We start from the raw sequence: 12,638 nt of genomic DNA, 5'->3' as shown, positions 1-12,638 counted from the left end.
CTCTCTACGGCTGTTAAAGGACATATTGCATGGGCTTGGTTTCAATTCCTGCTTCTGATAATCCCCAATGTTTGATTTTTCCTTGTTTAATAAAATCCTTCATTAAATACGCAATATCTTCAATTGGTACATTAGGATCAACGCGATGTAAATAATACAAATCAATATAATCTGTTTTTAATCTTTTAAGAGAGCCCTCTAAAGATTTTTTAATACCTTCAAGATTTCTTGTTTACCATTTTCCATTCTTTGGTTTTTGGTTAATAAATAGAAAAAAAGAGATGAAAATTTCATCTCTATAAGTGTAATACACGTTCTTTGATTTCTTGTGTTCTTCCTTGATTCCAGAATTGAGTTCCAATATAACCACATGTACGTCTAGCAACAGACATCATATCTTGGTTTTTATTTCCACAGTTTGGACATACCCAAATAAGTTTACCATTTTCATCTTTTTCAATTTGGATTTCTCCATCATATCCACAAGCCATACAATAATCACTCTTTGTATTTAATTCAGCATACATAATATTATTATAAATATGTTTCATAACTGCTAATACCGCATCAATATTATCTTGCATATCTGGAACTTCTACATAAGAAATAGCTCCACCTGGTGATAATTTTTGGAATTGAGATTCAAATGTTAATTTATCAAAGGCGTTAATATGTTCTGTTACATGGATATGATAACTGTTTGTAATATAATTTTTATCTGTAACACCTTCAATTTTACCAAAACGTTTTTGTAAACATTTCGCAAATTTATAAGTTGTTGATTCAATTGGTGTTCCATAAAGTGAGAAATCAATATTTTCTTTTTCTTTCCATTTTGTACATGCATCATTTAAATGTTGCATCACTTCAATAGCAAATGGTGTTGCACTTGGATCTGTATGTGATTTACCTGTCATATATTTAACACATTCATATAATCCAGCATATCCAAGAGAAATTGTTGAATAACCACCGTATAATAATTTATCAATTGTTTCACCTTTTTTAAGACGAGCCAATGCTCCATGTTGCCATAAAATAGGAGCTACATCACTAGGTGTTCCTTTTAAACGTTCATGTCTACACATTAAAGCTCTATAACATAATTCTAATCTTTCATCAAATATTTGCCAGAATTTGTTCATATCTCTTTTTGATGAACAAGCCACATCAACTAAGTTGATTGTCACAACACCCTGATTAAATCGTCCATAATATTTTGGTTTACCATTTTCATCAATATATGGTGTTAAAAAAGATCTACATCCCATTGATGGGTAACATTGACCATTTCCATTTTGATCAACTTTTAATTCTTTCATTACTTTTTCAGAAATATAATCAGGAACTAAACGTTTTGCTGAACATCTTGCAGCAAGTTCTGTTAAATAATAATATTGACTATTAGGTTCAATATTGTTTTCTTGTAAAGCATAGATTAATTTAGGGAATGCTGGTGTAATATAAACACCTTTTTCATTTTTAACACCTTTCATTCTTTGTTTAAGTGTTTCTTCAATAATCATAGCAAGGTCATCTCTTAAACGTCCTTCAGGTACTTCATTTAAATACATGAAGACAGTAATAAATGGTGCTTGTCCATTTGTTGTCATTAAAGTAACAACTTGATATTGAATTGTTTGTACCCCTTTAGTAATTTCTTTTTTCAAACGTTCTTCAGCTAAAGCATTGATTTTTTCATCATCTAATTCTAAACCAATAGTTTCAAATTCTTCTTTAACTTCTTTTCTAAACTTTTGTCTACTTACATCAACAAATGGTGCTAAATGAGATAATGTAATACTTTGTCCCCCATATTGAGAACTTGCTACTTGAGCAATAATTTGAGTAGCTACATTACATGCAGTAGAAAAACTCTTTGGTTTTTCAATCATTGTTTCTGAAATAACTGTTCCATTTTGTAACATATCTTCTAGATTTACTAAATCACAGTTATGCATATGTTGAGAGAAATAATCAGCATCATGGAAATGAATCAATCCTTCATCATGTGCTTTTACAATATCTTCTGGAAGTAAAATTCTTCTTGTTAAATCTTTACTAACTTCTCCAGCCATATAATCTCTTTGTACACTATTTACTGTAGGGTTTTTATTAGAGTTTTCTTGTTTAACTTCTTCATTTGCACATTCAATCAAACTTAAAATTTGATCATCAGTTGTATTAGATTGTCTTGCTAGTGCTCTTTGAAAACGATATGTAATATACTTTCTGGCAACAGAAAAAGCATTTAATTTCATTAATTCATCTTCTACTAAGTTTTGAATTTCTTCAACACTTAATGCTCTTTTCATTTTTTGACATTTATATTTAATGTCATTTGTAATATTATCTATTTCTTCTTCAGAAAGTCTTTCTGTTTCAACAACTTCTTTATTAGCACCAATAATTGCATTGGTAATTTTTACTTCATCAAAAATTGCTTCTTGCCCATTTCTTTTAATTATTTTCACGCCAAATGCCTCCTTATTTTTATTTCGTATATGTATTATAACTAATCAAAAAAAAAATATATACTTTTATGCTCTATTGGCCCATACTTTTTTTTCGAATTATTTTACTTAAAATAATTCGACGTCCAATCCATTCTATCACAAATAATATTGATTTTATAGTTCTTTTACGTTTTTACAAAATAAAAAATCCAATGTTCATATAAACAAAGGATTTCATTAAATTAATATTTATGATTTTTATAAAACATACAAAATAATACATAAAAAATGTAAGATAGAACCAACTAAAATCCATAAATGCCAAATACTATGCATATATTTAATCTTATTTTGTAACACATAGAAAATAACACCAATTGTATAAGCAAGTCCTCCTGAAACAAGTAACCAAATACCATTCATTCCTATTGCTTGTGGTAAGAGATTGATTTTAAAAATAATACACCAACCCATCACCAAATAACAAATCATTGAAAAAGTTTGATATTTTTTAATATCGATTGCATTTAACGTAATTCCAATCACTGTCATGATCCATATGACTGCAAATAAAATCCAAGCCCATTTAGCATCAACTTCTCTTATTGAGCAAAGTAAAACCGGTGTGTAAGTTCCCGCAATCAATACAAAGATACTGCAATGATCCATAATTTGGAAAACTTTCTTTGCTTTAAGCTTAGGTGATAAACCATGATAGATAGCTGACATTGTATAAAGAAGAATCATCGAAATTCCATAAACAATCCCTGAAAATAAGCCATAACCATCATGACAAAAGATAATACATAAAACTAATGCGGCTATCCCCATCGCCCCACCTACAATATGAGTTACCATATTAAATATTTCTTCACCTTTTGTATAAACAGGTAAAACACGATCATCTAATTTTGTTCTTTTCATATTCATTACCTCTTTTAACTATCTTATGTAGTATTTAATACTACATCTTGTAATTTACACATATAATAACAATCTCCTCCCCCTCTGTCAAGTGAGGAAATTATTTATTTTCTTGTTTTCATTTTTATTCTATAATAGAAAAGTAAAAAGGAGAAAAAATATGAAAAAAATCGCAAAATTTGAAAAAGTATCATATAACCAATTTAAAAATGATTTCATGGATTCATTTCCTCAATATAATGAAAAAGAAGTAGAAGAAATCTATCATTCCATCCAACTTCCAAAACGCGCCACAAAAGGATCAGCTGGATATGATTTCTATAGTCCTATTGATTTTGAATTAAAGCCAAGACAAACTATTAAAATTCCTACAGGTATTCGTGTACATATTGAAAATGGTTGGGTATTAGGTTTATATCCTCGTAGTGGTTTAGGATTTAAATATCGTTTACAACTTAATAATACAGTAGGTATTATTGATAGTGATTATTATAATAGTGATAATGAAGGTCATATGTTTGTAAAACTTACAAATGATAGTAATGAAGATAAATCTCTTTCTTTAAAAGCAGGACAAGGAATGGTTCAAGGTATTTTCTTTGAATTTGGAATTGTTGAAGATGATGATGTCACTGAAGAAAGAAATGGTGGCTTTGGCTCAACAACAAAATAATTACGTTTATATCGTAAGATGTCGTGATCAAACACTTTATACTGGTTGGACAAATCAGTTAGAAAAGCGTATTGAAGCCCATAACGCTGGTAAAGGTGCTAAATATACAAAGGCAAGAAGACCAGTCGAACTTGTTTATTTTGAAACTTTTGAACATAAAAGCGAGGCTTTAAAAAGAGAGTATCAAATTAAACAATTAAAAAGATCAGAAAAAGAAAAACTCATATTAAGCAAAAAGAAGATCTAAACTGATCTTCTTTTATGCTTTTTCTTCACTTAATTGATAAATCACTAAACCAGCAATAACAATCAAACATCCTAAAATCTTTGAAATAGAAAACATGTTATATACAAAAGCATCAATCACCATCCCACTGACAAGTTGTCCAATAAAGCTTAATAAAGTAAGGATAACAGGTGATATTCTAGGAACAATAATATTTAAAATCAAGATATTAAAAACCCCTATGATTCCACCTAAATACATCATCAAATTCGTTTTATCTAAAGAAATATTTATATGTTGAACACCAACAATCATAAGCACAAGCATTAAAATCAAACTTGTCATAAAGCCTGTAAAGTAATTATAAAACGTTCCTTGATAAGCACCTATTTTCTTAGAAAGCATCCCATTGACACTACGGCTTAAAACAATTGTAACTCCTGATAGAATAGAAAATATAATAGAAATCATAATAACATCACTCCTATTCCTAAACAAACAACTGCTAATCCTATGATCTTTCCTATATTTAATTTTCGAATAGATGTCGCTAGCCATCCCTTATTTTCTAACAACAAAGATGTCATCATTTGTCCTAATAATCCTAGTGCTGTCATTAAAGAAGCTCCTATCTTACCAATCGCAAAAACATTAAAAATAACAGTTAATACCCCAATACATCCTCCACAATACATATATAAAGGAATTTGTTTTTTAAAACAAACTTTCTTATCTTTGATTTTCATAATAATTAAAAAAGTAACTAAACCAACTAAATGAATGATAACTGTTGATAAATAGACCCCTGTATAATCTGATAATTGCCCATTAAATACATTCATTGTCGTTACAATAATCCCACATAATGTGGCTAATACAAAATCCATCAAGATCACCTCCAGAAAGAATTATAGTGATTGAACTTGATTATAAATACGACATATGTCATATTTGTAGTGGTGATTTAGATGAATTATTTAAATGAATTAAAAAAATTAGAAATTCTTCACGTTGATAATTATCAATATATTGAAATCAAAAAATTAAATAAAGACGAATATTTATTACATCAAGGTGAAAAGCTTAATTATATTTATATTCTTTTAAGAGGAAAAGTGAAAGTAAACCATATTAATGCGAATGGAAATAGTATGTTATGCAGTTTTAATAGTCCCTACTCTATTATTGGTGATTTAGAATTTATCACTCAATCTCCTATTATTAATAATGTGATTGCTTATGAAGATTGTATTTGTGCAACTATTTCCCTTTCTAAATATCATGAAATATTAATGAATGATGTTTTCTTTATGAAAGCCATCGCAAAAAATCTTGCCAGCAAGCTTTCTAAATCAACTCAAAATCAATCTATTTCATTAAATTATCCTGTTGAAAATAGATTAGCGGCTTATTTTATTGTTTCTCATAAAGATTATATTGTTCAAGATAATTTTGTAGTCGTTGCTGAATTGATTGGTTGTAGTTATCGTCAACTCCAACGTGTTCTTCAATTATTTTTAGATAAGAAATACATAAAGAAAATTAAACGTGGTACTTATCAAATTATTGATTTAAATGCCTTAAATCTATTAGGTGAAGATGTTTATCAGTTTTAAAAACCTTGGCAATGCCAAGGTTTTACTCTAATGTAATATGTCTTTTTACTTTTTCTTCAGGATGAATATTATCTCTTCTTTTACCTGTCATGTCTAATACTTTTACACGGAAAACTTCTGTCATCATTGCGACTTTTTCATTGAATTTGAAATCTTCTTCATGATAATGCCTCATTAAGATTTTTAACGCATTAATCTTATTTTCATCTTCAACAAATTCTACAATACCATGTCCAATGACACTTTCATAACCCATTGTGCATGACATTCTTTCATCATACATAATGATGTTATGTTCACAATCCATTTCAAAAGTCACTTTATTATTTTTTCTTATTAAATCAAGTTTTGTTCCTACTTTGGCACTATGAAAATATAGATAAAGTTGTCCTTCTTCTACATCTGTTCCAAAGTTTAAAGGAACGATATAAGGAAATTCATCATCAAATAGTGCTAAACGACAAGTATCACACTTTGCAATAATTTTCATCATTTCATCAAAATCAGTAATTTCTCTATCTTTTCTTCTCATACTCTTTTCTCCTAGTCAATAAGATTAAAATGTTTTAATCCTTTTAAAATTCCTTCTTTTTCAACATCATCACAAATATAACATGCATGTTGCTTTACTTCATCACTGCCATTTTCCATCACAATAGGATAACCTACGACATCTAACATTTCAATATCATTATGTCCATCACCAAAAGCCATTAATTCTTCTTTTTGATAACCAAAATGTTTTGAAACAGCTTGTATAGCCGCTGCTTTTCCACCTGTTTTGGGAACAATATCATAGGCATAGTCATGCCATTTTGTGACTTTGACATGTTTGGTATTTTTTATAATTTCTTTTATTCCTTTTTCATCTACATAAGGATCTACTTGGTAAATGCTATCTATATTGATTTGATTACTTATTGGTGGAATCATTGTTGAAACAGATGCTTGAGCATCTATGACTCTTTGATTTACATGAGTAATATACATTTGATTGCTTTCAATAAATAAACAAGGATAATTGTTTTCTTTTACAATCTTTACAATTTCTTTTAAATCCTCTTGAGGTATTTTATTATCATAAATAATTTGTGAACCTATTATACAATAGCCACCATTTAATAAAAGATAGCCATCAAATTCAAACTGTTCAACAAGTTTTAATTCTTCTAGCTCTAACATATGTCTTCCACTGGCTATAAACAATTGAATTCCTTTTTTCCTTACTTGTTTTAATCCTTCAATCACTTCTTTTTTTATAGAAGGTCTTTTCCCTGAAATCAATGTTCCATCAATATCTAAAAATATCGCTTTAATCATTTTCATCACCTATCTTCAATCATAAAGATTTAAAATAAACTAAGCAATAGAATTTATAAAAAAGATATATTGTTGCAAAAAAATAAAGAATTTCTCTTTTCTATGTATTAATGTAACTTATCTCTCTTTAATATTATTAAATTTTGTTTTCTTAAAATAAATAAAGATCATTACTAAAGAAATCATTGTAGATAATGGAGCTGCAATTCCCATATGGAATAGTGTTACGTTTGGTATTTTAGAAAATAATAAAGTTAAAGGAATTCTTCCAACAAAAGTCGCTACTAAACTATGTACCATCGTAAAGACAGTTCTTTCGTAACCATTTAAATAGCCATTGATACAAAAGAGAAAACTTGTAAGTAAACAATCAATAGAATACGTTTTTAAATACAAGTCACCATTTTTAATAACATCTTGATTATTGGTAAAAATACACGTAAGTATTGTTCCATCGATTTCACACATCGTTGTTACAATGATAGCAAAAGCAAGAGAAATCATGATTGCATATTTTAATGTTTGTTTTGCACGTTTATATTGTTTAGCTCCTACATTTAAAGCAATAAGAGAAGCTAAAGCACTTCCTAAGGCAATCGCTGGTAACATTAAAAATCCCATTAATTTTTCAACAACACCTAAAGAAGCTGAAGCTATTAATCCCATTTGATTAACAATAATCGTAATAATTAAAAATGATATATTAACAAGTACACTTTGTAATCCTAAAGGAAAACCTATTTGCATAATCTTTTGAATATATTTTGAAAAACAAATATCTTCTTTATAAAAAGAATAACCAATTCCTTTTTTACATAAATAAACTAATGCAAAGAGAAAAGAAAACCCTTGTGCTGATACAGTGGCAATGGCAGCCCCTTTTGTTCCCAAATGAAAATATCCTACTAAAACAAAATCAACAATAATATTAATGATACACGCAATAAAAACAAATAATAAAGGCGTTTTACTATCCCCTAATCTTCTTAAAATACTACTGACAACATTATATCCGACAATAAAGATAATATACTTAATTAGCTTTTCGTTGCTTCAATAGCTTCTTTTGGTGTATTCATTAAAAGTGTAATTTCATTATTAAAATACAACATCACAAAAGTTAAAACTAAAGCAATGATTAAAAATAAAACAATAGCCCCTCCAATGGTCTTTGATAGATCACGATAAGATTTACTTCCTAGGTATTGTCCTAATAAAACCGTAACTCCTGTAGTCAATCCTAAAACAAGGTTTGTTATTAAAGCCATGGCTTGACTTCCTATCGAAACCCCAGAAACATCAAAGGTATGTCCAAATTGTCCTACAACAAATAAATCTGCCGACCCATAGAATACTTGTAATAAGTTTGAAAACATATAAGGTAAAGCAAATATCATTAATGCTTTAAAAGTCTTTGTTCCATAATTTCCTCCTAAAAAAAAATGGATAAGGTCTAAACCTTATCCAGCATTGTCTTCAATACCCCCTGGTGCTTCTATCTTATCATTTGTATCTTTATTGTCAAGTAATTGAAAAGCTTTTACAACATCTTGATAACGAGAAATAATATAATCATAGCTTTCTTTTTGATGTGGTAAAGTACATCCACTACAATCTTTTATATCCCCTATCATTTTATAATTGCCTTTACAATCTTTTAAAATATACAATGGACAATAACAAAACAAACAATTAATTTCATCTAATTGATGACAAGGATAATACTCACATTGTTTATGACTAAAGAATTTATAATGATCTGACATAGACTTTATACTCTGTATTTTGAATAATAACTTGATCATTTAAATCATAAACAACTTGTGACATCACATATTCACCACCATTAATATAAATTTCAAAAACATGATGATCATAATAAAGTTCAATATCATAATGCCCTTGTAACTTAGGTGAAACAACATCATTACATACTTTATTTTCTTGAATAGATACTTCTTCTCTATTTAAATGGAGACAATCATCTTGAATATCAATTTTAAAACCACCAAGATTTAAAGAACTATCCTTATTAAGTGTTGTCTTTAATTGGAATGGTTGATCAAATGAAATTTCTTGAACTTCATGATTAAATGAGTTTTTTATTTTAGGATACAATTCTTGAATGATTTTACCATCTTTTTCATGTAGAATTCTTGGCATAATAAACATCCCAATCCATTCTTCTCCTTGAACGGGTTTTCTCATTCTAAGCCATCCTAGTAATAATCTTTCATTATCTTTAGATAAAAATGTTTGTGGGGCATAGAAATCTAAACCATGATCTAAATAAGGCCAATCACCATGATCTTTAATAGTAAGAGTATCTTCATCAAAATCAATCGGCATATAACGCGCATTACTATTTGGTTTTGGTGGTTGATCCGTATTTTCTGGTGAGAAAATCATAAAGAATTGATTATTGATTTTAAAGACATCTGGACATTCCCACATATTTCCAATAGTTGGTTCTTGATAGCTGTTTTTATATTCAAAATGAATTCCATCTTCACTTTCATAGAAAAGTGCTTTTCCACAGTAGTCATTTTCATAAGCTACTTTACTCCCAATAACCATGGCATATTTTCCATCTTGTTTTTTCCATACTTTAGGATCTCTGGTATGACGATAATCTCCAATAAATCCTTCTTGAATCATGGGAATGATTTGTTTTTTATTTTTAACATTATCAAAATGAATTCCATCACTACTTACAACGAGTGCTTGTGAGGCTCTTAAATCATCATCACTATATTGATTGTGTACATTACTTGGATTTTCTTTAGCGTATTTAATAGCTGTGTAATAAAGATAAAGTTGGCCATCTATTTCAATTGCTGATCCTGAAAAACATCCATTTCTATCAAAATCTTTAGATGGATATAAAGCAATTGGAAGATGTTCAAAATTGACAAAATCTTTTGTAATAGCATGTCCCCAATGCATTGTTCCCCATTTATTATCATATGGGAAATGTTGATAAAAGATATGATAGTTTCCTTTATAATAAATAAGTCCATTTGGATCATTGATCCAATGATAAGGTGCTGTAAAATGTAATTTTGGTTTCATAGTCTTCCTCCTTGTTTTAACGTCTTTATTATACAAAAAAAACAATGCTTACGCATTGTTTAATAGTTACCTTTTAAGATTTCTTTTATTTTTAAAATAACACCATCATTTTCATTACTATCAATCACTTGATAAGCAACCTCTTTAACAGGTGGCATGGCATTAGCCATCGCATAACCATATTTTACAGTTTGTAACATTTCGTAATCATTCATTTGATCACCAAAAGCACCTGCTTCTTCATTAGATATTCCTAACAAATCTAGAAGATGTTGTAAGGAAGTTCCTTTATTAATTGTCTTATAAAAAATATCAAACCAAACATTTCCTGTGGTTACAACTCTAAATTTAGGATTTATCCTTTTCTTGATCACTTCAAGTCTATCTTCAATTTTACCATCAAAGTTAGCAACTGAAAATTTTAATATCTCATCATCTATTTCATCAAATGAATCTACAAAAACAATATTTTTAATAAATAATGTAATAAAATCTTTTCTATCTTCAAACTTCTTTAAAATATAAGCACGCTTTACTCCTGATACAACTAACATACATTCTTCATCTTCTTTTAAAATATTTAATGCATGTTGATAATCATCAGTTTCTAAACAATGTTTATAAATAACATCTCCTCGATAGACAATCTTTGTTCCATTTTCACAAAGATAATAAAGATCATCTTTAATATCATCATCAAATTTACAAACTAATGCTTCATATTGATTGCCAGAAGCAATTACAAATTGAATTCCTTGTTTTAACATTTGATTATATAAATCATTAAATTCTTCACTATAGGATTTATCATCTCTTAGAAATGTTCCATCCATATCTGTTGCTAGTAACTTCATCTTAACCCTCTACTTATGTATTCTAATTGTAATAACATATTCATCTTCTAAATCTTCTGTTTCTTGTTGAAGTGATGTTCCTGTTTTTTCAATCATTCCAATTGCTTGTTGTAATGTATTTAAAGCAATTTTCACATTTCTTGAAATTGTTTTTTTAACATCGGCTGATGCTTTTTTCTTTTTAGGTTTTGGTTCTTTTTTAATAAGTCTTTCTGTATCAGCCACCGTTAGTTTTTTCTTTAAAACTTCTCTTAAGACTTCTTGTTGTTTTTCTTCATTTAATGAAAGCATTGCTCTAGCATGTCTTTCTGTTATTTGTTTTTGATTTAAAGAAAATTTAACATCATCACTTAATTTTAATAATCTTAATTTATTCGCAATCGTTGATTGTTTTTTACCAACAATATCTGCAAGCTCTGTTTGACTATAACCATATTCTTTAATTAAAGCTTGATAAGCTTTTGCTTCTTCTAATGGTGATAAGTCTTCTCTTTGAATATTTTCAATAATAGCAAGTGTTTGTGTTTGCTTATCATCATAATCTTCAATAATACATGGTATTTGTTTCATATTTAAAGAACAACAAGCACGATATCTTCTTTCACCTGCAATAATTTGGTAAATTCCATTTACTTTTCTTACAACTATAGGTTGTATTAAACCATTTTCTTTAATAGAAGCAGCTAATTCTTCAATTTTTTCTTCATTAAAAACAGTTCTTGGCTGATTCTCATTTGCTTGTATTTTATTAATATCTATATTTTTTAATTTATTATTAAACATGATACCCTCCTACAATGGACTCTTTTTTATTTTAGAAAACATTCTTGGATACTTCTTTGGTGTTTCTTTTACTTTTTTAATAATAATATTACTTCTAAAATCATCGTGATTTGCAAGTGTAAAATCATGTGTACTTTCTATTTGTCCACCTAATAATTGAATACCTTTTTTAGCTTCTTTTACTTCTTCTGGTGCTTGTCTTCCTTTTAAAGATAAGAAATAACCATTCTTTTTAACAAGTGGTAAACAAAGTTCATCAAGAATATTTAAACGTGCTACCGCTCTTGCCATCACGATATCAACACTTTCACGATGATCTTTAGCGTATTCTTCTGCACGTGCAGCCACTGCTTGACAGTTATCTAATTCCAGTTCTTTAAATAAATGATTTAAGAAAGTAATTCTTTTATTTAAGGAATCAACGATTGTAATCTTTAAATTTGGATAAAGGATTTTTAAAGGAACTGAGGGAAAACCAGCACCAGCTCCTACATCAATCAAGGTTTGATTATTGAAATCAAAATCAAAAGCAATCGTAATTGAATCATAGAAATGTTTTAAATAAACATCTTCTTTATCCGTAATTGCAGTAAGATTCATTTTTTCATTCCATTCAACTAAGATTTCATAATATTTTTGAAATTGTTGAAGTTGATGTTCACTTACTTCGATTCCTTTTTCTTTAAGTATATTTTGAAATTCTAATTCATTCAT

Annotated in this window: 17 protein-coding genes; 3 read left to right on the top strand and 14 right to left on the bottom strand. The window is 28.4% G+C overall.

Annotated features, from left to right (window positions below):
- Positions 1-13: 13 nt before the first annotated feature.
- The 3 genes from Fi14EGH31_RS15495 to trhA all read right to left on the bottom strand — a co-directional run bounded on the left by Fi14EGH31_RS15495 (position 14) and on the right by trhA (position 3,380).
- Positions 14-214, bottom strand: coding sequence for an aldo/keto reductase (locus Fi14EGH31_RS15495; protein WP_199676977.1), 201 nt, complete (start codon positions 212-214; stop codon positions 14-16).
- An 82-nt stretch (positions 215-296) separates the two neighbouring features.
- The gene (gene nrdD / locus Fi14EGH31_RS00365; RefSeq protein WP_032091168.1) at positions 297-2,474 is read right to left on the bottom strand and encodes an anaerobic ribonucleoside-triphosphate reductase; all 2,178 of its coding nucleotides are present in this window, start codon (positions 2,472-2,474) and stop codon (positions 297-299) included.
- 240 nt (positions 2,475-2,714) lie between these two features.
- Positions 2,715-3,380 carry a PAQR family membrane homeostasis protein TrhA gene (gene trhA, locus Fi14EGH31_RS00360; protein WP_117347692.1) on the bottom strand — a complete coding sequence of 222 codons (666 nt, stop codon included), beginning with the start codon at positions 3,378-3,380 and terminating at the stop codon, positions 2,715-2,717.
- A gap of 160 nt (positions 3,381-3,540) precedes the next feature.
- Here trhA and Fi14EGH31_RS00355 point away from each other — a divergent pair, with 160 nt between their 5' ends.
- The gene (locus Fi14EGH31_RS00355) at positions 3,541-4,053 is read left to right on the top strand and encodes a dCTP deaminase/dUTPase family protein (protein ID WP_117481631.1); all 513 of its coding nucleotides are present in this window, start codon (positions 3,541-3,543) and stop codon (positions 4,051-4,053) included.
- Positions 4,007-4,300, top strand: coding sequence for a GIY-YIG nuclease family protein (locus tag Fi14EGH31_RS00350; protein ID WP_227352209.1), 294 nt, complete (start codon positions 4,007-4,009; stop codon positions 4,298-4,300). The genes Fi14EGH31_RS00355 and Fi14EGH31_RS00350 overlap by 47 nt, the downstream gene beginning before the upstream one ends.
- 12 nt (positions 4,301-4,312) lie before the next feature.
- Here the strand turns inward: Fi14EGH31_RS00350 and Fi14EGH31_RS00345 are convergent, their stop codons facing one another.
- Complete coding sequence (locus Fi14EGH31_RS00345; RefSeq protein WP_118346997.1) at positions 4,313-4,750, bottom strand: DMT family transporter; 438 nt, start codon at positions 4,748-4,750, stop codon at positions 4,313-4,315.
- The gene (locus Fi14EGH31_RS00340; protein WP_022000803.1) at positions 4,747-5,166 is read right to left on the bottom strand and encodes a DMT family transporter; all 420 of its coding nucleotides are present in this window, start codon (positions 5,164-5,166) and stop codon (positions 4,747-4,749) included. Before Fi14EGH31_RS00340 ends, Fi14EGH31_RS00345 begins: the two co-directional genes overlap by 4 nt.
- Positions 5,167-5,247: 81 nt before the next feature.
- Here Fi14EGH31_RS00340 and Fi14EGH31_RS00335 point away from each other — a divergent pair, with 81 nt between their 5' ends.
- Complete coding sequence (locus tag Fi14EGH31_RS00335) at positions 5,248-5,895, top strand: cyclic nucleotide-binding domain-containing protein (RefSeq protein ID WP_117347693.1); 648 nt, start codon at positions 5,248-5,250, stop codon at positions 5,893-5,895.
- A 22-nt stretch (positions 5,896-5,917) separates the two neighbouring features.
- Here the strand turns inward: Fi14EGH31_RS00335 and Fi14EGH31_RS00330 are convergent, their stop codons facing one another.
- The 9 genes from Fi14EGH31_RS00330 to rsmG all read right to left on the bottom strand — a co-directional run bounded on the left by Fi14EGH31_RS00330 (position 5,918) and on the right by rsmG (position 12,638).
- Positions 5,918-6,427 (bottom strand): pyridoxamine 5'-phosphate oxidase family protein, encoded by a 510-nt coding sequence (locus Fi14EGH31_RS00330; RefSeq protein WP_117574295.1) that lies wholly within the window; start codon positions 6,425-6,427, stop codon positions 5,918-5,920.
- 11 nt (positions 6,428-6,438) lie between these two features.
- Positions 6,439-7,215, bottom strand: coding sequence for a Cof-type HAD-IIB family hydrolase (locus tag Fi14EGH31_RS00325; RefSeq protein WP_200765021.1), 777 nt, complete (start codon positions 7,213-7,215; stop codon positions 6,439-6,441).
- Between the two features lie 117 nt (positions 7,216-7,332).
- The gene (locus tag Fi14EGH31_RS00320; protein ID WP_455550743.1) at positions 7,333-8,106 is read right to left on the bottom strand and encodes an MATE family efflux transporter; all 774 of its coding nucleotides are present in this window, start codon (positions 8,104-8,106) and stop codon (positions 7,333-7,335) included.
- A 146-nt stretch (positions 8,107-8,252) separates the two neighbouring features.
- Complete coding sequence (locus Fi14EGH31_RS15180) at positions 8,253-8,612, bottom strand: MATE family efflux transporter (protein ID WP_234697811.1); 360 nt, start codon at positions 8,610-8,612, stop codon at positions 8,253-8,255.
- A gap of 63 nt (positions 8,613-8,675) precedes the next feature.
- Positions 8,676-8,981, bottom strand: a complete 306-nt coding sequence (locus tag Fi14EGH31_RS00315) for a cysteine-rich small domain-containing protein (RefSeq protein ID WP_200765020.1) — start codon at positions 8,979-8,981, stop codon at positions 8,676-8,678.
- Positions 8,965-10,287: a glycoside hydrolase family 32 protein gene (locus Fi14EGH31_RS00310; protein WP_117787812.1), complete on the bottom strand. Its 1,323-nt coding sequence runs from the start codon at positions 10,285-10,287 to the stop codon at positions 8,965-8,967. Before Fi14EGH31_RS00310 ends, Fi14EGH31_RS00315 begins: the two co-directional genes overlap by 17 nt.
- A gap of 59 nt (positions 10,288-10,346) precedes the next feature.
- Complete coding sequence (locus tag Fi14EGH31_RS00305) at positions 10,347-11,141, bottom strand: HAD family hydrolase (RefSeq protein ID WP_118573033.1); 795 nt, start codon at positions 11,139-11,141, stop codon at positions 10,347-10,349.
- A gap of 9 nt (positions 11,142-11,150) precedes the next feature.
- On the bottom strand, positions 11,151-11,924 hold the full coding sequence (gene noc, locus Fi14EGH31_RS00300; protein ID WP_022000793.1) for a nucleoid occlusion protein: 774 nt from the start codon (positions 11,922-11,924) through the stop codon (positions 11,151-11,153).
- A 9-nt stretch (positions 11,925-11,933) separates the two neighbouring features.
- The gene (gene rsmG, locus Fi14EGH31_RS00295) at positions 11,934-12,638 is read right to left on the bottom strand and encodes a 16S rRNA (guanine(527)-N(7))-methyltransferase RsmG (RefSeq protein ID WP_022000792.1); all 705 of its coding nucleotides are present in this window, start codon (positions 12,636-12,638) and stop codon (positions 11,934-11,936) included.

Origin of the sequence: Faecalibacillus intestinalis, assembly GCF_015097455.1 — a bacterium.
Taxonomy (GTDB): domain Bacteria; phylum Bacillota_I; class Bacilli_A; order Erysipelotrichales; family Coprobacillaceae; genus Faecalibacillus; species Faecalibacillus intestinalis.
The sequence above is the reverse complement of the archived record's forward strand: the minus strand, read 5'-3'. Positions and strand labels throughout refer to the sequence as shown.

Coding starts and splice junctions, on each gene's coding strand:
- noc (WP_022000793.1), bottom strand. CDS start 11,924: ATGTTTAATAATAAATTAAAAAATATAGATATTAATAAAATACAAGCA.
- Fi14EGH31_RS00335 (WP_117347693.1), top strand. CDS start 5,248: ATGAATTATTTAAATGAATTAAAAAAATTAGAAATTCTTCACGTTGAT.
- Fi14EGH31_RS00355 (WP_117481631.1), top strand. CDS start 3,541: ATGAAAAAAATCGCAAAATTTGAAAAAGTATCATATAACCAATTTAAA.
- Fi14EGH31_RS15180 (WP_234697811.1), bottom strand. CDS start 8,612: ATGATATTTGCTTTACCTTATATGTTTTCAAACTTATTACAAGTATTC.
- Fi14EGH31_RS00345 (WP_118346997.1), bottom strand. CDS start 4,750: ATGATTTCTATTATATTTTCTATTCTATCAGGAGTTACAATTGTTTTA.
- Fi14EGH31_RS00330 (WP_117574295.1), bottom strand. CDS start 6,427: ATGAGAAGAAAAGATAGAGAAATTACTGATTTTGATGAAATGATGAAA.
- rsmG (WP_022000792.1), bottom strand. CDS start 12,638: ATGAATGAATTAGAATTTCAAAATATACTTAAAGAAAAAGGAATCGAA.
- Fi14EGH31_RS00325 (WP_200765021.1), bottom strand. CDS start 7,215: ATGATTAAAGCGATATTTTTAGATATTGATGGAACATTGATTTCAGGG.
- Fi14EGH31_RS00340 (WP_022000803.1), bottom strand. CDS start 5,166: ATGGATTTTGTATTAGCCACATTATGTGGGATTATTGTAACGACAATG.
- Fi14EGH31_RS00310 (WP_117787812.1), bottom strand. CDS start 10,287: ATGAAACCAAAATTACATTTTACAGCACCTTATCATTGGATCAATGAT.
- Fi14EGH31_RS00305 (WP_118573033.1), bottom strand. CDS start 11,141: ATGAAGTTACTAGCAACAGATATGGATGGAACATTTCTAAGAGATGAT.
- Fi14EGH31_RS00350 (WP_227352209.1), top strand. CDS start 4,007: ATGTCACTGAAGAAAGAAATGGTGGCTTTGGCTCAACAACAAAATAAT.
- Fi14EGH31_RS00315 (WP_200765020.1), bottom strand. CDS start 8,981: ATGTCAGATCATTATAAATTCTTTAGTCATAAACAATGTGAGTATTAT.
- trhA (WP_117347692.1), bottom strand. CDS start 3,380: ATGAAAAGAACAAAATTAGATGATCGTGTTTTACCTGTTTATACAAAA.